Origin of the sequence: Paenibacillus silvestris (genome assembly GCF_009882985.1) — a bacterium.
In the GTDB taxonomy this organism is placed as follows: Bacteria; Bacillota; Bacilli; order Paenibacillales; family NBRC-103111; genus Paenibacillus_E; species Paenibacillus_E silvestris.
The window spans coordinates 727560-748418 of record NZ_WTUZ01000010.1 but is presented as its reverse complement, the minus strand read 5'-3'; the positions used below and the strand labels follow the sequence as shown (position 1 = coordinate 748418).

19 protein-coding genes are annotated in these 20859 nt (G+C 43.5%); 16 read left to right on the top strand and 3 right to left on the bottom strand.

The window, feature by feature from the left end; genetic code table 11:
• Both GQF01_RS06920 and GQF01_RS06915 read right to left on the bottom strand, forming a co-directional pair.
• A complete protein-coding gene (locus tag GQF01_RS06920; protein WP_161406069.1) occupies positions 1 to 1095 on the bottom strand; it encodes a coiled-coil domain-containing protein in 1095 nt (364 codons plus the stop codon).
• A 102-nt stretch (positions 1096 to 1197) separates the two neighbouring features.
• Positions 1198 to 2163 carry a hypothetical protein gene (locus GQF01_RS06915; RefSeq protein ID WP_161406068.1) on the bottom strand — a complete coding sequence of 322 codons (966 nt, stop codon included), beginning with the start codon at positions 2161 to 2163 and terminating at the stop codon, positions 1198 to 1200.
• 91 nt (positions 2164 to 2254) lie between these two features.
• On the opposite strand from GQF01_RS06915, the gene GQF01_RS06910 reads away from it, so the two are divergent.
• A complete protein-coding gene (locus GQF01_RS06910) occupies positions 2255 to 3376 on the top strand; it encodes a class I SAM-dependent methyltransferase (RefSeq protein WP_161406067.1) in 1122 nt (373 codons plus the stop codon).
• A 63-nt stretch (positions 3377 to 3439) separates the two neighbouring features.
• Here GQF01_RS06910 and GQF01_RS06905 read toward each other — a convergent pair whose 3' ends face one another.
• Positions 3440 to 3670 (bottom strand): DUF2626 domain-containing protein, encoded by a 231-nt coding sequence (locus GQF01_RS06905; protein WP_029196536.1) that lies wholly within the window; start codon positions 3668 to 3670, stop codon positions 3440 to 3442.
• Positions 3671 to 4037: 367 nt separating this feature from the next.
• Between GQF01_RS06905 and GQF01_RS06900 the strand changes: the two genes are divergently transcribed.
• The 15 genes from GQF01_RS06900 (at position 4038) to GQF01_RS06830 (ending at position 20791) form a co-directional block, all read left to right on the top strand.
• Positions 4038 to 4691, top strand: coding sequence for an RsfA family transcriptional regulator (locus tag GQF01_RS06900; protein ID WP_161406066.1), 654 nt, complete (start codon positions 4038 to 4040; stop codon positions 4689 to 4691).
• A gap of 109 nt (positions 4692 to 4800) precedes the next feature.
• Positions 4801 to 5760: a ketopantoate reductase family protein gene (locus GQF01_RS06895; RefSeq protein ID WP_161406065.1), complete on the top strand. Its 960-nt coding sequence runs from the start codon at positions 4801 to 4803 to the stop codon at positions 5758 to 5760.
• Positions 5761 to 5774: 14 nt separating this feature from the next.
• Positions 5775 to 6176, top strand: a complete 402-nt coding sequence (locus tag GQF01_RS06890) for a DUF3397 domain-containing protein (protein WP_161406064.1) — start codon at positions 5775 to 5777, stop codon at positions 6174 to 6176.
• A 401-nt stretch (positions 6177 to 6577) separates the two neighbouring features.
• Complete coding sequence (locus tag GQF01_RS06885) at positions 6578 to 8260, top strand: peptide ABC transporter substrate-binding protein (protein WP_161406063.1); 1683 nt, start codon at positions 6578 to 6580, stop codon at positions 8258 to 8260.
• Positions 8261 to 8366: 106 nt separating this feature from the next.
• Positions 8367 to 9299, top strand: a complete 933-nt coding sequence (locus GQF01_RS06880; protein ID WP_161406062.1) for an ABC transporter permease — start codon at positions 8367 to 8369, stop codon at positions 9297 to 9299.
• Between the two features lie 3 nt (positions 9300 to 9302).
• Positions 9303 to 10235 (top strand): ABC transporter permease, encoded by a 933-nt coding sequence (locus GQF01_RS06875; RefSeq protein WP_161406061.1) that lies wholly within the window; start codon positions 9303 to 9305, stop codon positions 10233 to 10235.
• Positions 10236 to 10251: 16 nt separating this feature from the next.
• Positions 10252 to 11286 (top strand): ABC transporter ATP-binding protein, encoded by a 1035-nt coding sequence (locus tag GQF01_RS06870; protein WP_161406060.1) that lies wholly within the window; start codon positions 10252 to 10254, stop codon positions 11284 to 11286.
• Complete coding sequence (locus GQF01_RS06865; RefSeq protein WP_161406059.1) at positions 11279 to 12241, top strand: ABC transporter ATP-binding protein; 963 nt, start codon at positions 11279 to 11281, stop codon at positions 12239 to 12241. The genes GQF01_RS06870 and GQF01_RS06865 overlap by 8 nt, the downstream gene beginning before the upstream one ends.
• A gap of 157 nt (positions 12242 to 12398) precedes the next feature.
• Positions 12399 to 14027, top strand: a complete 1629-nt coding sequence (bshC, locus tag GQF01_RS06860; RefSeq protein ID WP_235959055.1) for a bacillithiol biosynthesis cysteine-adding enzyme BshC — start codon at positions 12399 to 12401, stop codon at positions 14025 to 14027.
• Between the two features lie 12 nt (positions 14028 to 14039).
• Positions 14040 to 15302, top strand: a complete 1263-nt coding sequence (locus GQF01_RS06855; protein ID WP_161406057.1) for an adenosylhomocysteinase — start codon at positions 14040 to 14042, stop codon at positions 15300 to 15302.
• Between the two features lie 135 nt (positions 15303 to 15437).
• The gene (locus GQF01_RS06850) at positions 15438 to 16535 is read left to right on the top strand and encodes a DUF4349 domain-containing protein (protein ID WP_161406056.1); all 1098 of its coding nucleotides are present in this window, start codon (positions 15438 to 15440) and stop codon (positions 16533 to 16535) included.
• A gap of 125 nt (positions 16536 to 16660) precedes the next feature.
• Positions 16661 to 17098 carry a division/cell wall cluster transcriptional repressor MraZ gene (mraZ, locus tag GQF01_RS06845; protein ID WP_161406055.1) on the top strand — a complete coding sequence of 146 codons (438 nt, stop codon included), beginning with the start codon at positions 16661 to 16663 and terminating at the stop codon, positions 17096 to 17098.
• Positions 17099 to 17162: 64 nt separating this feature from the next.
• Complete coding sequence (gene rsmH, locus GQF01_RS06840) at positions 17163 to 18113, top strand: 16S rRNA (cytosine(1402)-N(4))-methyltransferase RsmH (RefSeq protein ID WP_161406054.1); 951 nt, start codon at positions 17163 to 17165, stop codon at positions 18111 to 18113.
• A gap of 20 nt (positions 18114 to 18133) precedes the next feature.
• Complete coding sequence (ftsL2, locus tag GQF01_RS06835; RefSeq protein WP_161406053.1) at positions 18134 to 18568, top strand: cell division protein FtsL; 435 nt, start codon at positions 18134 to 18136, stop codon at positions 18566 to 18568.
• A gap of 15 nt (positions 18569 to 18583) precedes the next feature.
• Entirely contained in the window at positions 18584 to 20791 is a 2208-nt protein-coding gene (locus GQF01_RS06830) for a penicillin-binding transpeptidase domain-containing protein (protein WP_161406052.1), read from the top strand.
• Positions 20792 to 20859 lie beyond the last annotated feature (68 nt).

The following is a 20859-nucleotide window of genomic DNA, read 5'->3' as shown; positions in this document are numbered from 1 at the left end:
TTACAGGGATAATTTGAGTTTCACAACTGCCGTACCATTTTTCGTTTCTACACTGACGACATCCAAGTAGCTAACGATTTTTTTCGGGACGAAGCCAAGTTGGAATTCCTTTGAGAAATCTTCAATTGTGGTATCGGGCAGCTGGAAGTCATTGAATTCAAGTTTATCCACGGCAAAGCGAACCTCATTCATATCGGGATTTTCCTTCAATAAGAACCGTCCTTGGATTGTGATTTTGATTTGATCCTTTTGACCTCGAGCTATGATAGAGCCGTCTGCGAACTGAAAATTCAAATTTTGTAACTGCTCATTTTTGCTATGCAGATAAGCGTTGAAGTCCGCATCGCTGATCGTAATAACTGGATTTTTAATAGAAGATAAGTCCATAAATTTATTTTCTTTCGTTACATATTGCGGAAGCTCCCGAAACGCCGCGGACAAATTGGTTAAATACTCACGGAACAAAGGAACGCCTTCTGATTTCCATTGATCATTTAAACTCTTGATTTGTGCTTCGATGACACTGGCTTGAGCACTGACAGCGAGTTGTTTGTCCAATTCTTCTTGGAGCTTTACAAGTCTTTCTCGCTGTTCAAGATATTTATCTTTGGTCTGCTGCAGCTCTACACGGGAAGTTTCCAGCTCGCTTTTTAAGCTTTTTAACTTATTAAATGAATCTGTAAAAGCTGTTAAGGCGCGATGATCGTTGGATATGATCATTTGTAAGTACTCGAACATCCGTAGAGCATCCGTAAAAGAACTAACGGAAAACAGCAGCATCCAGATCGAATCTCGGTCTCCTGTGTAATAAGCCCTCATCACATTGGCGGCATGTTTGCGCGTGCTGTCAACCTTACTGCTTTGCTTCGTGATGTCTTGCTCATTTTGCTTAATTTGCAGGACGATTTTGGCGTCTTGCTCATTAAGTCGACTTACTTCCTTATCGATTTCAAAAATTGTAAGTCCTTTCTGGACGAGTTCCTTAGTTTCGTCGACTCCTGGCTTATTCTCTTCAGCAAGCACGGTTTGGAGCGGCAGCGTAAGTTGTATCATCAGCAGCAGGGACATCATCATTGTTACGAATCTATGTGTCATTGAACGCATTCTCCCCCTATGAACAGATTATCATATTTCTATTAGATGAAGCACAAAAAAATACTTACCTCGGGGGACGAAGTAAGTATTTCCTATCTTGTCTTATTTTTTGGGAGGTGCTATGAGCTTCAAGATCTCATCAAAGCTTTTGACATTCTTCGGTACTTCTTTCGTTAAAGCAGTCGCTTGATTGATTGCGTCGTACGTTTGGTGTAGGACGATGTGATTATCTTGAGGTTTGCCATCTACGGTCATCTGAAATACAACATCAATGGATTGGTCTCGAATAAAACCGGTGTCGTCGATAGCCACGACCATTTTACTTGGAGCCTTTAGCTGAATGGCAGCAGGCTGCGATTTTTTGAGCTGATCCGCTTTGTCGGCCGTTAAGAAGCCGTTATTTTGAAGAGTTCCGATAAACTCAGGTAGCTTAGTTTGAAAGACGGTATTGATGTCTTTTTCATTTTTACTTGTAAGCTCAACACTAATGGATTTGGCTGAGGATCCGTCTTTCAGTTTGACAGGCTCCTTGGCTTCTTTGTACCATTTTGGATCAATGCCGCTAAAAACTAGATTGCCTAATGAAGTAGAGAGCTGTGAAGTGTTTTTGAGTGTATCTAGCGTTAAAGGACTCTTGCTGGCTTGGCTCATTTGCTGCAAATCAATTGCATAGTACTCGTCAGCTGTCTTATTTAATGCTGGCATATTAAAATACATTTTGCTATCTTTAATGAGAATTGGTATCTCGAAAGATGACGTAGAGCCCTTAGGGGTTATTTTCAAATCAGTTTGGAATTGGAGCGGTTCTACATTGCTGATTCCTTTCCAATCCATCGTGCTGTCTTTGACCAAAGATAAAAGGCCAGTGGTTAAAGCGTTAGATGATTTCAATAAGCCGTCTCCGATGGCAAGCGTTGTGCTGCCTTCAAAGGTGTAAGATTTCATTTCCTTTTGTTTACTGAGAGATTGTTCCAATGTTTCTTTTACTTTGGTGTTGTCTGTACAAGCTGTCAACGATAGCAGGCTGATTGCTGTTACCGCTGTAAGGGTTATCCACTTCTTTGACATGCGTGTTTTGTCTCTCCTTCCATGATCCTAATTCATTATAATGGTTTCCAGCTGCTTTGTCTTTAAGTAAAGAAATGGAGGTAGGTTCAATTTGGAACTTAAACTCGGTCATCCGGACGTGGTTTCAACCATCATTCAAGCTATTCATTCCACAGAAAAACAAGCGATTACATTCCGTGACTATATGGACCTATGCCTTTATAGTGAACCACACGGGTATTATCGAAATGAAAGCCTCAAAATCGGGAAAGAAGGCGATTTCTATACTAGTTCCTCCATCGGCTCTGTCATGGGCGAAATGATAGCCTCCTTTATTGGAGATGAGCTTCAGAGACGGGACATTCTGGACTCAGAAACGCTGCATCTGGTTGAATGGGGCGCGGGAAATGGTCGAATGGCTCGGCACCTTTTGGATGAATTAAAAAGAAGTACGCCAGCTGTTTACGATCGTGTAACCTATACGATCATTGAAACTAGCGCTTATCATCGTGGGCTTCAGCGTGCTGCTCTGACAGAGCATGAAGATCTTCTTCGGTTTACAACTGAGTTGGCATGGATGGATGAGGAACCTCAAGAGCATATGTTCATTATTGCGAATGAGCTGCTCGATGCTTTTCCTGTCCATCGAGTTCGTTATAAAGATGGGGCTTTTCAAGAATCTAATGTCACGTGGCAGGGGCAAGATCGGGTTTTCGCGGAAGTCTGGCTGCCTATTAAGTCCAAGCCTCTATTAGACACCTTAGAACGCATAACGGTTCAATGGTTAGATGGTCAAATTGGTGAGATGAATGTTGAAAGCAAGACGTGGATTTCACGAGTATCTCGGCGAATGACTAGCGGCAGCTGCCTTATTATTGACTATGGTGACATTGAGGCTGAGCTATTCGCTGCTCACAGGCAGTTAGGCACTTTGATGTGTTATCGAAAGCACCAGGCGCACGAAAACCCGTGGATCTATCAAGGGGAACAGGATCTAACTTCCCATGTAAACTTTAGTGCACTGCAAGCAGCCGCGCAGCAGAGTGGTTTTGCACAATGCCGTCTTCAAACGCAAAGGGAGTTTCTAGTGCAACGTGGTATTTTAGAAAAACTGCAAAATCATTACGATCCCAATCCCTTCAGTGAGGTCTCCAAGCGCAATAGGGCTATAAGGCAACTGCTGCTTAGCGATCAAATGAGTGAACTGTTCAAGGTGTTTATTGCTGTGAAATGAAAAAAGGTGAACCGATGGATAACCGTCGGCTCACCTTTTTGTTTGTTTGTTGTCGTTTTTGAACTAAACGGACATTTTGAAAAATGACCAGTACGTAAACCCACTGAAGGAAATAATCATATATCCCCAGAACAACAATATGTAAGTTCGTTCTGACAAGCGCATATAGCCTAGAATGACGAATACAGCTGTTTGGAAAAAGAAAATCAGAGACATAGGTATCATATCGCCAGCTAAACTCATCAGTGCGATAACAAGTGTCCAAAAACCTAGAACCCGAAACATGCGATCCATTCTCGTAACATCCCCCTCTCGTACCACGTTGCACTTTAACTACAACACATTATACCTTTTGAACTGAATAGTGTAAACCGTCAAACGGTGACGAAATTGCAAACATTTCATCATATAGATGTAGTATGCCTTTTTATCGGAATCCCATGTATGAGTGTCAAAAAATTTGGCAATACCATTTAGTATCAAATAGATTCTATGAACTCTAGTACGGGCATAGAAATAGTAATAATGGCACGAATCAATTTATACACGGGTACTCACGAATTGATTCTTCTTTATTCATACTGGAAGATGTCCCTTTGAATCAGGGGTTCACCTCTTTCAGTTCGTTGCATCTGTACATTATGTTAGGAGGTTTAACCTTATGTCGGCTATAAGACAAGATGCTTGGAGCGATGAAGACGATTTGATCTTAGCGGAAGTGACTTTGCGTCACATTAGAGAGGGAAGTACGCAATTATCTGCGTTTGAAGAAGTTGGGGAACGTATTGGACGTACGGCTGCAGCATGCGGTTTTCGATGGAACAGTTTTGTGAGAAAAAAATACGAAGCAGCCATCCAAATTGCGAAAGCGCAGCGCCAAAAAAGGACACAGCTTAAGAAACATGCTGCTGTATCCATCTCGGGATCATCTTCCATTGGTTTGTTGGATGCTCCGGAGTTGTCGACGGGTAAAACGGAAGTTTTTACAGAAGAAACGTTATCCATTGATGCAGTGATCAGGTTCTTGAGACAATGGAGAAATACGTATCAAGATATGAATCGTCATATTAAAAACTTAGAAAAAGAACTGCAGGACAAAGAAGACGAATTAGATAGACTGGGCAGAGAAAATAATAAGCTCAATAAGCAAGTGAACGAAGTTGAAACGGATTATCGGGTTGTCAATGATGATTACAAAGCGCTGATACAAATCATGGACCGTGCACGGAAGATGGCGTTTTTGGTGGAAGAAGAGGAAGAAGAGAAGCCGCGTTTCAAGATGGATGCGAACGGCAATTTAGAAAGAGTAGAGTGAACTGGCCTGCTCCTCCATTGGAAGAAGAAGCTTCAGCTCAAGGTGAATCCTTGGACTGAGGCTTTTTTGTTGTATAATGAGGACGTAAGCTATGAGTGGAGGAACTAGAATGCGAATTATGATAATCGGAGCGGGCTCATTGGGGCTTTTATTTGCTGCAAAGCTGTCCTCTTTTTGTGAACATATGACGGTAATTACAAGAACGAAAGTACAAGCCGATCATCTTGCGCAGGAAGGCATATTGCTAGACGGAAAAAGCGAACGTCTTAGGACAACTCGCGGTGGTTTCATAGAATTTCACTATTACCAAGAAAGCGATAAGTCTTTGACTAGTGGGATAACTCCTGTCCAACCTTTAGATTATATATTTCTCATGGTCAAACAACCTGCAATTACGAAAGAACTTACGCAATTTATAGATTCTAGGCGTTCAGAGAGCACTTATTTAGTTAGCTTCCAGAACGGAATTGGCCATGAGGCAGTGTTAATCGGAGGGCGTAGCAAGAAAAAGCTGCTGCTTGCTGTGACGACAGAGGGAGCTAGACGAGAAAGTCTCACGGAGGTCTCTCATACAGGTCATGGTATAACGTACATAGGCGCATCTGAACACATAAATCTTGATCACGAAAATTCTACGCACCATTTGTTAGTAAACTTGCTCGAAGAGGCAGGATTTCAGACGTTGATGTCGAAGAAGATGGAAGAAAGAATATGGAGTAAACTGATAATTAATGCTGTGATTAATCCCCTTACAGCTATTCTGCGTGTGAAAAATGGGGAGTTGTTGCAGTCAGCGTGGACAAAAGAATTGATGCAAGACCTTTATCGTGAGGCTTGTCTAGTGGCTGAAGGCAAAGGCATCAAGCTGCCAGACGAGTTATGGCAAACCATTATAACGGTTTGTGAGGCTACAAGTAGGAATCATTCATCTATGCTTCAGGACATCGAACAGTCCAGACCAACTGAAATAGACCGAATTAACGGAAGCCTATTGCAGATGGCGAAGGAACTGAGTCTCGATCTTCCTGTACATCATACTGTGTACCGATTAGTGAAAGCACTAGAATAATTAGGTGGTTGAAGATGATGGATGTTCTGATGAGTTGGATTTCTACACTTTATGCAGTCCTGGCTGTTGCGCCTTTTATTACTTTTGTTTTATTATGGTTTCTAGTGTTTTACTTTCTTCGCGACAAGAAGATGACGACTAGGCTGACCATGGATGTTACGACCTTTTTTCTGCTTGGTTCGGTTTCTTTGATGTGGAATCAATTATTTCATACGAACTTTGGGTTCTGGATGATCGCACTTATTCTGCTAATCGCTTTTGGCATTATTGGTGGTTATCAAACACACTTGAAAGGTAAAACGGACTTGTTGAAAGTAGGCAGAGTGGTCTGGAGGATTAGTTTTTTAGGGCTTTCGACGCTTTACATTTTGCTTTTTTTGGTTCACATTGGCAAAAACTATATATTTTCGACATAAAATAAAGTCTCTTTTGTTGAAATTTCACGAACAAAGAGACTTTTCTGTTGTTCTTTGTAATATTTATTTGAGATTTGTAGAAAATAACAATGAAAATCGTCTAGATTTTATTGACCGATGGTTGTATAATTAGAATCCGGAAGACACTATATATTCGAATGTTTCTAACATTTATTCTTACTAAGGTAAATTAAGTATGGACAAAGCGTCGTTATATGTTATAATTCCTTGCGTAGAGTCTAGTAATTTTTTTTACCAGAGGTTGGCGTGAGATATTATGACATGTCTGAAGCGGTTTCATTTATTTTCGGGTGAAAGGTGTTAGGTTGATGTTAATAAAACTATCAATCATGCCTAACCATAGATATTCTAGACATACATAATTTTAGAGGAGGCGTTTTATGAAAGCGACAAAGTGGGTTACAACAGCAGTAGCATTAACGCTTATGGGTAGTGTAGCAATTGGTTGCGCGAAAAGTGAGGAAAAACCTTCTGCATCCCCATCTGGAGACACGAAAGGTACTACTGCACCAGCTTCCAACAAACCGCAAGAAATTAAAATCAACTTTACTGCAGAGCCGCCGGTAATGGATAGCTCCAAAGCAACTGCAAATGCTGCTTTTACATTTATCAGCGCATTTAACGAAGGTCTATATCGTACTGACAAAGACGGTAAAGCACTTCCTGGTCTTGCTAAAGATGCTCCGAAAATTTCTGCTGACGGTTTGACTTACACAATCGACATTCGTGATAACGCGAACTGGTCTGATGGTCAACCGGTTAAAGCACAAGATTTCGTTTATTCCTTTAAACGTACATTAGATCCTGCTACAAAAGGGCAATATAGTTTCGTAGTAGCTTGGATTAAAGGTGGAGAAGCTGTTACTAAAGCTAAAACTCCTGAAGAAGTAAAAAAAGCTCAAGACGCTCTTGGTGTGAAAGCAATTAGCGACAAGCAACTTGAAATCACGCTTGAGAAACCAGTTACTTTCTTTACACAAATGCTTGCGTTCGGAACTTTCTTGCCACAACGTGAAGATTTCGTAACAAAAGCTGGCGATAAATACGGGGCGGAAGCTGACAAAGTTATCGGTGCAGGTCCATTCATCCTTAGCAAATGGGATCACGGTCAAACACTTGAGCTTGTTAAAAACGAAAAATACTGGGATGCAGCTAACGTGAAAATCACGAAAGCAACAGTTAACATTGTAAAAGATTCCAACACGGGTCTTAACCTGTACGAAACTGACGCTGCTGATTTGACTGAAATCAACCGCGATCAATTGAAACTTTACGCTGGTAAGCCAGACAATCTGCCTAAACCAGAGTTGACTAACTCCTACTTGATGTACCAAACGAAAAAAGTTCCTGCCTTGGCTAACAAGAAGATCCGTCAAGCGCTAGGTATGGCAATTGATCGTCAAGCTTACGTTGATACAGTTCTTGCTAATGGTTCCGTACCTTCAACAGGTCTAGTACCTGGTGGTACTTCTGATGGTGCAGGTGGCGACTTCCGTAAATCTGCTGGCGATACGCAACCGAAATTCGATGCAGCTAAAGCAAAACAATTGCTTGCTGAAGGTTTGAAAGAAGCTGGCTTGACAGCTCTTCCAAAAATGAAAGTGAATGCAGATGATACTGAAACTGCAAAAAAATCACTTGAGTTCATCCTTGCACAATGGAAACAAAACCTTGGATACGAAGCAGAAGCGAACCCAGTTCCACACGCACTGCGTATCGAATTGTCTTCCAAACATGACTTCGACATCGTTCTTTCCCTATGGGGCGCTGATTACAACGATCCAATGACATTCTTGGATATGTGGGTAACTGGTGGAGAATTTGATGAAGGTGATTACAGCAACCCTGAGTATGACAAACTAGTTAAAGCTGCTCAAGCAGAAGTTGATCCTTCCAAACGTGCAAAATCTTTGATTGATGCTGAGAAAATCCTGATGGATGATCAAGGTGTTGCTCCACTTTACTTCCGTACTCGCGCTTACTTGAAAAAGCCAAATATCGATGGATTGATTCTTCCTTCCTTCGGTCAAGAGTGGGAATTGAAATGGGCTTCTGTTAAGTAATTATCGAAATATAAAGTTTTGAATCTAAGGAAGGGGCCGTTCGCACCTCGTGGGAGCGGCCTCTTCTAAATTTCTTAGAGCTTTAAATTATTAAAGGAGGAGCAATATGGTCAAGTTCATTCTTCGCCGTTTCTTATACGCGCTTATCACGTTATGGCTGATCGCATCATTTACATTCGTATTGATGAAAAACTTACCAGGGAATCCACTAGGAGAAGGCGCTGAAAAGATTCCTAAAGCAACGAGAGATATGCTGATGAAGCAATACGGATTAGATAAGCCGTTATGGGAACAGTATTTGACTTTCATGAACAATATCATCCATGGCGATCTAGGAGCTTCCTTTCAATTCCCTGCACACAAGGTTACAGATATTATCAGACAAGCATTCCCATCTTCCTTGGAGCTTGGTTTGATTTCAATCGCAATTGCGATTATTGTTGGTCTAACATTAGGGATTATTGCGGCGCTTAAACATAACAAAGCAGGCGACTACACCGCTATGTTTATCGCAATTTTGGGAGTTTCCATCCCATCATTCGTTCTAGGTCCATTGCTTTCGTATTACGTTGGCGTTAAATGGGGTATTCTTCCGGCAGGTTTGTGGAAAGGGCCAAGCTATCGTGTTTTACCGGCCATCGCGCTTTCTTTCGGAACCATTGCCATTTTGGCTCGTTTGATGCGTACATCGATGTTAGATGTTCTTAATCAGGACTATATCAAAACGGCAAAATCAAAAGGTTTATCCAACTTTACGGTTGTCGTGAAACATACAATTCGAAATGCGATTTTACCGGTTATCACGATTATCGGCCCAATATTTGTAAACGTTATTACAGGTACCCTTGTCGTTGAACAAATTTTCTCAGTACCAGGTTTGGGTAAACATTTCGTTTCATCCGTTTATTCGAACGATTACACCATGATTTCTGGATTGACGATTTTCTATTCGGCCATTCTTATTTTGGTTATCTTTATCACAGACATTGTGTATGGTTTTGTAGACCCTAGAATTCGTCTTGGGAAAGGCGGGAAATAACTCATGCAAACTCCGAATAACGCAACAGAGACTAGCTACAAGTTTGCACCCGTTGCAAAAGAAACATTAACTGGCGAAAGAATCGTAAGACCTTCGCTTAACTATTGGCAGGACGCTTGGAGACGACTTAAGAAAAATAGACTGGCTATGGCTGGCTTAATTATATTGGTTGCTTTAATCGTACTAGCGATTATCGTTCCATTTGTTTCAAGCTACGATTATCAGACGCAGGATCTTAAAATAAAAAATATATCTCCTAACGCTCAACATTGGTTCGGTACAGACGACTTTGGTCGTGATGTCTGGACACGTGTATGGTGGGGAACTCGTATCTCATTATTCATCGGGATTGTAGCCGCGTTAATTGACTTAGTTGTTGGTGTTATCTATGGTGGTATTTCTGCTTATTACGGCGGAAAAGTGGATGAAGTGATGCAGCGTGCAATTGAAATCGTTTATGCGATTCCATTCTTGTTGATCGCAATTCTCCTCATCATGGTTATTGGTTCAGGTATTTCTTCAATTATTTTGGCTATGGCAATAACGGGTTGGGTTCCAATGGCTCGGTTGGTACGTGGTCAGATGCTCACGCTCAAAGAACAAGAATTCGTACTTGCTTCTCGTACACTTGGTGCATCGCCAATGAGAATCATTTTGCGCAGCTTGATTCCGAATGCGCTGGGGATCATCATTGTACAAATTACATTCGTAGTTCCATCTGCCATTTTTACTGAAGCATTCTTAAGCTTTATCGGTCTTGGTGTAAAGCCGCCGCTGGCATCGCTTGGTAACTTGTTGTCTGACGGCGCCAACTATATTCGGTTATATCCGCATCGCCTCATTTTCCCGACAATCGTATTCAGCTTAATCTTGTTAAGCTTCAACTTGCTCGGCGATGGGCTTCGTGATGCGCTTGATCCAAAAATGCGCAAGTAAGAAGGGGTGAATAATGATGAGCACCAATAACAATTTGCTTGAAGTGAAAGATTTGCGAGTTTCATTCCGCACATATGCGGGGGAAGTTCAAGCTGTTCGCGGCGTATCTTTTTCTTTGAAAAAAGGTGAAGTGTTGGCGATTGTAGGTGAATCCGGTTGCGGTAAATCCGTAACGGCACAAACGCTCATGCGTTTAATTCCTACTCCGCCTAGTTATATAAAAAGCGGCTCTATCCTGTTTGACGGAAAAACAGATATTACGAAACTTTCCAACAAACAAATGGAAAAAATTCGCGGATCCGAAATCGGTATGATTTTCCAAGATCCGATGACTTCTCTTAATCCGACGATGAAAATCGGCGATCAAATTACAGAAGGTCTTATCAAGCACGAGGGATTAAGCAAAAAGGCAGCTACTGAAAAAGCGATTGAAATTCTTAAGCTTGTTGGTATCAACTCGCCTGAAGGCCGTATCCATCAATATCCGCATGAACTCTCAGGTGGTATGCGTCAACGTGTTATGATCGCGATTGCGCTAGCTTGCTCACCTAAGCTTCTTATTGCGGATGAGCCAACAACAGCTCTAGATGTTACGATTCAAGCTCAAATCATTGATTTGATGAAAACAATTTCCGTGAAGACGGACTCATCTATTATTTTAATTACGCATGACCTCGGTGTTGTAGCGGATATGGCGCAGCGCGTTGTGGTTATGTACGCAGGTAAAATTATCGAGCAAGGAACAGTAGATGAAATTTTCTACAATCCGCAGCATCCATATACATGGGGCTTGCTACGCTCTGTACCGCGTTTGGATACAAATGCGAATGAAGAACTTGTACCGATTCCTGGTACACCGCCAGATCTATTTGCACCTCCCAAAGGTTGTGCATTTGCAGCAAGATGTCCATATGCAATGAACCAATGCTTGGAAGTAGATCCGGAACACACTACGCTCTCCGAGACGCATAGTTCGGCTTGCTGGCTGTTGCATCCTGATGCGCCGAAAGTTGAACGTCCTGTAGGAGTGGGAGGTCATCAACATGTCTAATGCCGATAAACCAATTCTGCAAATTCGCAATATGAAGAAGCATTTTAATCTTGGCAACGGGAAAGTGTTGAAAGCCGTTGACAATTTTTCGATCGAAATCAACCGCGGTGAAACGTTCGGTCTCGTAGGGGAATCCGGATGTGGTAAATCCACGGCTGGTAGAACGATTATTAAGCTTTATGATGCAACAGAAGGCGAAGTTATTTTCGACGGCGAAGATGTCCATAAGCTTAAGGGCAAAAAGCTGAAAGAATTTAACCGGAATATGCAAATGGTATTCCAAGATCCTTACGCATCCTTGAATCCGCGTATGACTGTTGGGAATATCATTGCCGAAGGTATCGATATTCATGGTTTATACAGCGGCGCTAAACGTAAAGAACGCGTAATGGAACTGCTTCGCGCAGTAGGTCTCAATGATGAGCATGCGAACCGTTTCCCGCATGAGTTTTCCGGTGGTCAACGTCAACGTATCGGGATTGCCCGTGCGCTTGCGATTGAACCGAAATTCATTATTGCGGATGAGCCGATCTCGGCATTGGACGTTTCCGTACAAGCTCAAGTTGTTAACTTGTTTAAGAGATTACAGAAGGAAATGGGTCTGACTTACTTGTTTATCGCGCATGATTTGGCGATGGTTAAGCACATTTCTGACCGTATCGGGGTTATGTACCTTGGTAACCTTGTTGAAGTTACAACTTCGGATGATCTTTATGCGAAACCTTTGCACCCGTATACGCAATCGCTGCTTTCGGCGATTCCGATTCCAGATCCGGAGATCGAGCGTACACGTGAGCGCATTATTCTTCAGGGAGACGTGCCGAGTCCGCTCAACCCACCAAGTGGTTGCCCGTTCCGTACACGCTGCCCGCAAGCGATGCCGCAATGCGCGGAATCCATGCCGCCAACCAAAGAAGTGGAACCAAATCACTTCGTGGCTTGTCATTTGTACTAAGCTATTATCAGCCGTCCCGAAAGGGGCGGCTTTTTAACATTTACCTGCTCAATTGTAATTAATTGAAATACAGTTTTGACGATTTTCTGCCTACCGTGTACAATCAAAGATAGCTGTTTTATTTGGTATGAAGAGGGGACGCTAGTCACATATGCAAATGGAAACTTTTCATTGGAAAAAGAGTCAGAAACTAGCTGAGGATTATATTCAACAATCAGCAGAAGCTGCACCATTATTTCCATATCATTTTGGAAATCAAGAAGATTGGCAATCTCGCGTTAAGTGGTTAGACGAAGGGCATTCCGCACGGAAGGCTGACCGCGGCCGTCTGGTGGAAGTGCTGAAAACATACAACGTGAGAGTTGGTAATACCGGGGCTGCCTTGGATCAGATTACTGCGCTCGCTAACCAAGAGGCACTTGCCATTGTTGGAGGACAGCAAGCAGGGCTGTTCGGCGGATCGCTGCTCGTTCTATACAAAGCCATCACGATTATTCAGCTTGCTCGTGAGTGGAGCTCTAAATTAAATCGTCCGGTTGTTCCTATTTTCTGGATCGCTGGCGAAGACCATGATTTCGACGAAGTAAATCATATGTACGTCCTGTCAAATGCGCAGCAGGTTGACAAATTTAAGGTGGACCACCCAACTGGGAAGCGCACGTCTGTCAGCAAGCTCCCACTTGAGCCTGAGGCGTGGAAGGATGCCTTGGCGGCGCTGGACCAGTCTTTGATGGACTCGGAGTTCAAAGCTTCCCTGATGGCGAAATTAGAAGGCACTACGGAAGGCAGCGCAACACTGTCTGATGCTTTTGCACGTTGGATGGCTGTCTTGTTTGGCGAATATGGTCTAGTTCTGATTGATTCAGACGAGCCTGCTCTACGCGCAATAGAAGCTGAGATGTTTGAACAGCTTGTACGGCAGAACGAAGCTCTCGCAGCATCGTTAATGAAGAGTCAAGACGATGTGCAAGGAGCAGGATACAGCAGTCAAGCGGAAGTCGTGAACGATGCCGCTAATCTTTTCGTTTATGCAGGAGGGCACCGTTTGCTTCTGCATCGTGAAGGTGAGTATTTTACCGATAAGAAGAAGGAATATCGCTTCACCAAAGAGCAATTGCATGATTTGGCCGTAACGAGCCCTGAGCAATTGAGCAATAATGTCATGTCCCGACCGCTTATGCAGGAGTTTTTGTTCCCTGTGCTGGCAAGTGTGTTAGGTGCTGGTGAGATTGCCTACTGGGCTCTTACGAAGCAGGCATTTGAACAGTTTGGCATGAAAATGCCGATCGTTGTTCCGCGTCTGGAGTTTACCTTGATTGAAGGTACCGTTCAGAAGCAAATGCACAAGTATGATTTTAGCTTTGAGGATGTTCTGTATCGTTTTGAGCAAAAGAAACAGGATTGGCTGGATGCGCAAGATACATTGCGGCTCGCTGATCAGTTCAATAAGGTGAAAGCCGAGTTTGAGACCAGCTATGCACCCCTTGTTGAATCACTCGCAGCCATTAATCCAGGCATCAAAAAGCTCGGAGATACGAACTTGACGAAAATTATTGAACAGATAGAATTCCTGCAAAATAAAGCTTCGGATGCTTACAAAACACAGTTTGATGCGACCTTGAGACAATTAGAGCGCATTCGATTAACCATAATACCATTAGCAAAGCCGCAAGAAAGAGTGTATAATGGGTGTGTTTATATGAATCGGTATGGGAATGATTGGCTGCGTGCGCTTGTCGAGACGCCGATCTCCGTGGACGGTTTGCACCGTGTTTATTATTTGTAGGAGGAAATATACATGACAACTGTTGAAAAAAGTATTGTTACCGATATGACGTTGGCACCTGAAGGCCATTTGAAAATTGATTGGGTTCAGGCGCATATGCCTGTTTTGAACCGTATTCGTGAGCAATTTGAAAAAGAACAGCCTTTCAAAGGACTGAAAGTAACCATTTCCTTGCATTTGGAAGCCAAAACAGCTTACTTAGCGAAAGTGGTAAAAGCGGGCGGAGCGGATGTTACGATTACAGGCAGCAATCCGCTGTCTACACAAGATGACGTATGTGCTGCGCTTGTAGAGGACGGCATTACGGTATTCGCGAAATACAACCCTAGCCCGGAAGAGTACAAGGAATTGTTGATTAAAGCGCTGGAAACGAAGCCTGATCTCATTATTGACGATGGTGGGGACTTGGTATCCATTCTTCACTCCGAGCGTAAAGATCTTGCTGCTCAAGTTCGCGGTGGTGCTGAGGAAACGACAACAGGTATCCTGCGCTTGAAAGCAATGGAAAAAGAAGGAAAATTAGAATTCCCGATGGTTGCTGTTAACGATGCTTTCTGCAAATACTTGTTCGACAATCGCTACGGTACAGGTCAATCCGTTTGGGACGGCATTAACCGTACAACGAACCTGGTTGTTGCTGGTAAAACGGTTGTTGTTGTCGGCTATGGCTGGTGCGGTAAAGGCGTTGCGATGCGGGCAAAAGGTCTCGGCGCAAATGTTATCGTTACTGAGATCGATGCTATCAAAGGCGTTGAAGCTTACATGGATGGTTTCGCGGTAATGCCGATGGTTGAAGCAGCGAAACTGGGTGATTTCTTCGTGACAGTAACAGGGAACCGGGATGTTATCCGCGGCGAACATTATAAAGTCATGAAGGATGGCGCTATTCTTTCAAATGCAGGCCATTTCGACGTAGAAGTCAACAAGCCTGAACTTGAAGCACAATCTGTGTCTAAACGTACAGTTCGTCGTAACATTGAAGAGTATCAATTGACAGATGGCCGTAAAATCTATGTGCTGGCTGAAGGTCGTCTTGTGAACTTGGCAGCAGGTGATGGACATCCAGCTGAAATCATGGATATGACGTTTGCGCTGCAAGCGATGTCTCTGAAATATGTGAATGACGAATATAAGAATTTGGGTAAAACGGTTGTCAATGTGCCATACGTACTGGATGAGCAAGTAGCAAGATTCAAACTGGAATCGCTTGGCACAAGCATTGATTCCTTAAGTGACGAGCAAAAGCTATACCTGGACAGCTGGGCAGAGCATTAAAAAATAAGAGAGCCTTTCAGACCGCTTTAGGGTGGTTTGAGAGGTTTTTTTATTTGTAAAGATTATGCAACAATTCGAGTTCGATATCCGTTTATAGGGTGTATAACCTATATTTGGTAGCGAGGGGATGGCAAGATGGGGGTCGAAAAGTGGGGGCAAAAGGTTTCAATGCTGCTAGCGGTATGTGTATTGGTGGGCTGTTTTTTGGCAGGATGCAGCCAATCATCCAGAGATGAAACAACAGCGTCTTCAGACCAAAAAATGAGCTCAAGCAGTGGGGCGTTGTCGAAGATGGACGCGCCGCGCGTTGAAAGTCAACAAGCAGCTGCTCCTGCTTCTGAGGCACAGACAGGGAGTGACCTCAAGGGGAAAGCCGCAGGCGCTTTGACGGCTGAGCCGCAGCCTGACAGCAAAGATGCTGCGATAACTGTTATGCCGGCCATTGGCAGCGATGAGGCAGCAGGTTTTAATCGTAAGCTGATTTACCGTGCTAATTTGGTTATGCCGGTAGAGGACTACGGGAAGGCTCAGACGGCGCTTAGAGACCTTGTGACTTTGAGTGGAGCCTACATCCTGCAGTTTTCGGAGAACGCCAATACAGGAGAGAGAGGCGGCACGTATACCATCAAAGTGGCGGCAAGTGGTTTTGTTTCTCTGTTGGATGGCTTAGAGAAGATTAGTCCATCTCTGCAAAGGAACGTTCAGGGGCAGGATGTAACCGAAGAATACGTGGATCTCAGTTCACGCTTGAAAGCCAAACAGCTGGTTGAAACGAGGTTGCTCGGTTTTATGGAGAAAGCTTCAAAGACAGATGATTTGCTGGCATTCTCGAATGAACTCTCGAAAGTGCAAGAAACGATCGAGCAGATCAAGGGTAGAATGAGGTATTTGGATCAAAATGTAGCGTACTCCACGATTGAAATACGGATGTATCAACAAACAGATAAGAAGCCGCTTCTTTCGGATCCAAGTAAACTCAGCCTGAACGAACGCATCCAAAAAGCGTGGAACTCTAGCCTAAATGTACTAGTAGCCGTGCTGCAAGGTATACTTGTATTCCTGGCGGCAGCATTCCCGATCATCGTTATTGCGTTGTTGATCGGTATTCCGATTTGGGTATACAGGCGCAAAAGAAACAAGCAATTGGAAGCGATGCGAAATCAACTCAAAGAACAAAATGCATCTTTGAACTCACTTGAAGATGAGAAACAAGGAACAAAAGACGCAGAATAGACCTAAAAATGAAAATTTTTTCACAAATCCTGCTCAAGAAGCAGGATTTGTTGCGTTATTGGCGAATTAACTTTAAAAAGTGGTGAAAAGTGGTACGAAGTGGAGGGAAAGGGGGGCGCCATGCTATGTTCATGGGGGAATATCAACATAGCATAGACGAAAAGGGTCGTATGATCATCCCGGCCAAGTTTCGTGAAGCCCTTGGCGAATCCTTCGTTATCACTCGCGGTCTAGATCAGTGCTTGTTCGTGTACCCTCGCTCCGAATGGACTGTACTCGAGCAAAAGCTGAAGGCATTGCCGCTGATGAAATCAGATGCTCGTGCATTTACCCGCTTTTTCTTCTCCGGTGCAACGGAGTGCGACCTTGATAAACAAGGTCGGGCTAATATTCCAGGCAATCTCGTCGATCATGCCAAGCTTGAAAAAGATTGCGTCGTAATCGGTGTTTCCAACCGAGTAGAGATTTGGAGTAAGCAAATTTGGGAAAGCTATGCCAATGAATCGGAACAATCATTCAATGAAATAGCTGAGAAACTCGTCGACTTTAATTTTGATTTATAGATGGTTTAAAGACTACGCTTACGAAGAAAGCTTTGCTAAAGCAAAGCTCTAGGAGGACACCAAGATGTTTCATCATGTGACGGTACTAAAAGAAGAATCAGTTGAAGGTTTACATATAAAGCCTGATGGCGTATACGTGGATTGTACGATGGGCGGAGCAGGGCATAGTTCCCTGATAGCTTCTAAATTAGGTCCTAATGGCTTACTGATAGCCCTTGACCAAGACGATGTTGCTCTGGCTAATGCTCAAACCGTACTCGCTCCCTACTTAGATCGTGTGAAAATCGTAAAAAGCAACTTCAGAGATTTAGAGCAGGTGCTTATGGATGAGCCGAGAGCACTACGTGATGGGAAACCGCAAGTTGATGGGATTCTCTTCGATCTTGGCGTATCTTCCCCGCAGCTGGATGATGGAGAGAGAGGTTTCTCTTACCATCAAGATGCAGAGCTAGATATGAGAATGGATCGTGAAACGGAATTAACCGCCAAAACGATTGTTAATGAATGGGCTCCTGAGCGAATTGCGAAGATTTTGTTCGAATACGGGGAAGAGAAGTTTTCACGACGTATTGCAGGCGTCATTGCTGAAGCTCGTACCAAGGGACCTATCGAAACTACAGGTGAGCTTGTTGAGCTGATCAAGGAAGGAATTCCTGCAGCAGCGAGAAGAACAGGCGGCCACCCTGCTAAGAGGAGCTTTCAAGCGCTGCGCATAGCTGTTAACGATGAGTTGGGTGCTTTTGAACAGGCTTTGGAGCAATCCGTGAGATGTTTGGCACCAGAGGGCAGAGTAGCGGTTATTACTTTCCATTCGCTCGAGGATCGTATCTGTAAGCAGTTTTTCGTTAAAAATGTGGAGAAATGTACGTGTCCGCCAGCGTTTCCGATGTGTGTTTGCGATAAAGCCGGTGATCTTAAACTCGTAACACGTAAGCCGATCATTCCAAGTGAGCATGAACTTGAGGTGAACCAAAGAGCAAGATCCGCCAAATTACGTATTGCAGAAAAGCTTTGACACAAAAGGAGGAAGTTGATATGCCATCTTACATCCAGGGGAATTTAGCGCTTGACCAGAAACGAACGGTTCCTGCAGCTAAGGTTAAGATTAAGGAGACAACGAAGGTTGTTTATCGCAATAAATCTCTGCCGACCCAAGAAAAAATGTTGTATCTGTTCACGGTTCTCCTCTGTGTCCTTGTCGCAGGAGTGATCATTTGGCGGTACGCGTCCATCTATCAAATGAATGCAAGCATATTGAAAATGCAAGGAGAAATTCGCGAGATTCAAGCTCAGAACAGCGCTTTGAAACAGGAAGTAGAGAAATTGCAAAGCCCTGATCGCCTCAAAGATGAAGCCGTTCGTCTCGGGTTTAATTTAGATGATGAGAAGAAGGTAAGCTTGGTGACTCCAGCCAAACCGAAGACAAGTACAAGCAGCAGCAAAAATACTAAAGCTGCTTCTAAACCGTAACGGGCAGGTATTGATATGACAAAAAAAATTAAGCTGCGTTCTTTACTCATTGGAGGGTTCTTCACCCTTCTTTTTGTTGTCCTTATTGCTAAAGTCTATTGGATTCAAGTGGTGGATGCCTCTTGGTTGCTAGCACAAGCCGAAGAAAAATGGGAGACGGACCGAATCATTGCGCCAGTTCGCGGGACCATTCTGGATCGGAATGATAAGGTGCTTGCTGAAGAAGGAACCGCCTACACGGTTACACTTAATCCCAAAATGATCGATAGCCTGCGTGCATCGGATGATATTTCCAGGGGTTTGGCGGATATTTTGAAAGAGTCTGATCCAACCAAGGCGACGCTTGAAAATAAGATTCGAGAGCTTGCAACGAGAAAGAAACCAGATGGCAGTGATTTCGCTGTCAATGTCGAAATACGCAACGAAGGTTGGAAAATTGACAAGGAAAAAGCGGATCAAGTTCGTGATTTCATTACAACGATGCAAACGCGATTGAATAAAACGGCGAAAGCGAACATCGGAATCGGGATTATCGAAGAAAAGAAACGGTATTATCCAGGTGAAACGCTAGCTTCGCATATTCTAGGCTACACGAACAAAGAAGGTAAAGCTGCACTTGGTTTAGAACTGAAGTTAGATGATACGCTTAAAGGTGTCCCTGGTAATCTAAGCTATGAGAAAGACGGCAAAGGCGTGGAATTGCCAGATGCAAAAGTTGATTTTAAACCGGCGGAAGACGGCAATAATGTACGCCTCACCATTGATAAGAACATTCAATTCTATTTGGAGAGCGCGCTGGCCAAAGTCAATGAGAAGTGGCATCCCAAAAGCTTAACGGCTATTGCCGTCGATCCCCAAACAATGGAAATATTAGGTATGGCCAATACACCGACTTTTAATCCGAATAAGTACTGGACCATCAACGATCAAAGTGATTTTAAAAATAATGCCGTTGCTTCTCGTTATGAGCCTGGCTCGACTTTCAAGATTGTCACTTTAGCCGGTACGGTAGAAGAGGGATTATTCAATCCTAATGAGATGTACCAGTCTGGTATGATTCGTGTGCAGGATAGAGAGCTGCATGACCACAACCGTGTTGGTTGGGGCAAAATTTCTTATCTCGATGGACTTAAGCGTTCTAGTAACGTAGCTTTCGTGAAACTAGGTATTGAGAAACTCACACAACCTAAACTGCAAAGTTATATTGAAAAATTCGGATTTGATACAAAAACGAATATCGACATGCCGAATGAAGTATCGGGCCTTATCGATATGAAATACCCTTCTGAATTTGCAACAGCCACCTACGGACAAGGGAAAGTCGTCGTAACGGCGATTCAACAAACAGCAGCCTATGCAGCTATGGCGAACGGCGGCAAGTTAATGTGGCCACATATTGTGAAAGACATTGTAGACCCCAAAACAGGGAAAACGATCCAATCCTTTGCCCCGCAAGTCGTGCGTCAAGTCGTAAGTGAGAAGACTGCTGCTACGGTTAGCGGATATCTGGAGCAAGTCGTTTCTGACCAAGATATTGGGACAGGTAAGCTGGCCTTCATGGAAGGTTATCGCGTAGCCGGCAAAACAGGTACAGCGAACTTGGTACTTCCTGGGGAAAAGACGTATTCAACGAATAAGTGGGTTATCTCTTTTATTGGATACGCACCCGTTGAAAATCCCAAAATACTCGTTACTTTGATTGCAGATCAGCCAGATCTTGACGGTAATTACCATTTGGGCGGACAAGTTCTAGCGCCGGCATTCAAAGATATTGTTGGTGAATCCCTGCAATATATGGGGGTTAAGTCGAGCAAGCAAACGCAAATGGTGCCCAAAGAAGCGAATAAGTTAAAGGTGCCTAATTTCATGGAAATGACATCTGTGAATGCAAAAGCAGCGGCCAAGGAGAGCAACTTAGCTTTGGAAGTTTTCGGCAAGGGAGACAAAGTTGTCGATCAATTCCCCAAACCGGGAACTGAAATCTTATCAACGCAACGAATATATGTGGCCATGCAAAACGTTAGTGATATGCCCCTCCCTAATCTAGTGGGTCGATCTTTGCGTGATGCTGTAGAAGCTTGTTCCTTCTTCAAAGTGGACTGCCAAACCTCTGGTGAAGGTTACGTCTCGGATCAAACGAGCGCAGGAGAGGGTGAAGGACGCAGTGTAACGCTGCAGCTTAAACCGCTAAGCGATAAATCAGCAATAGCAAGTACAAAGTAGCCTTAAAGCGATAGGCTTGTTCTAAGCCCTGTTTGTCCCGAATAGTCATGTTAGGAATGAGACTGACT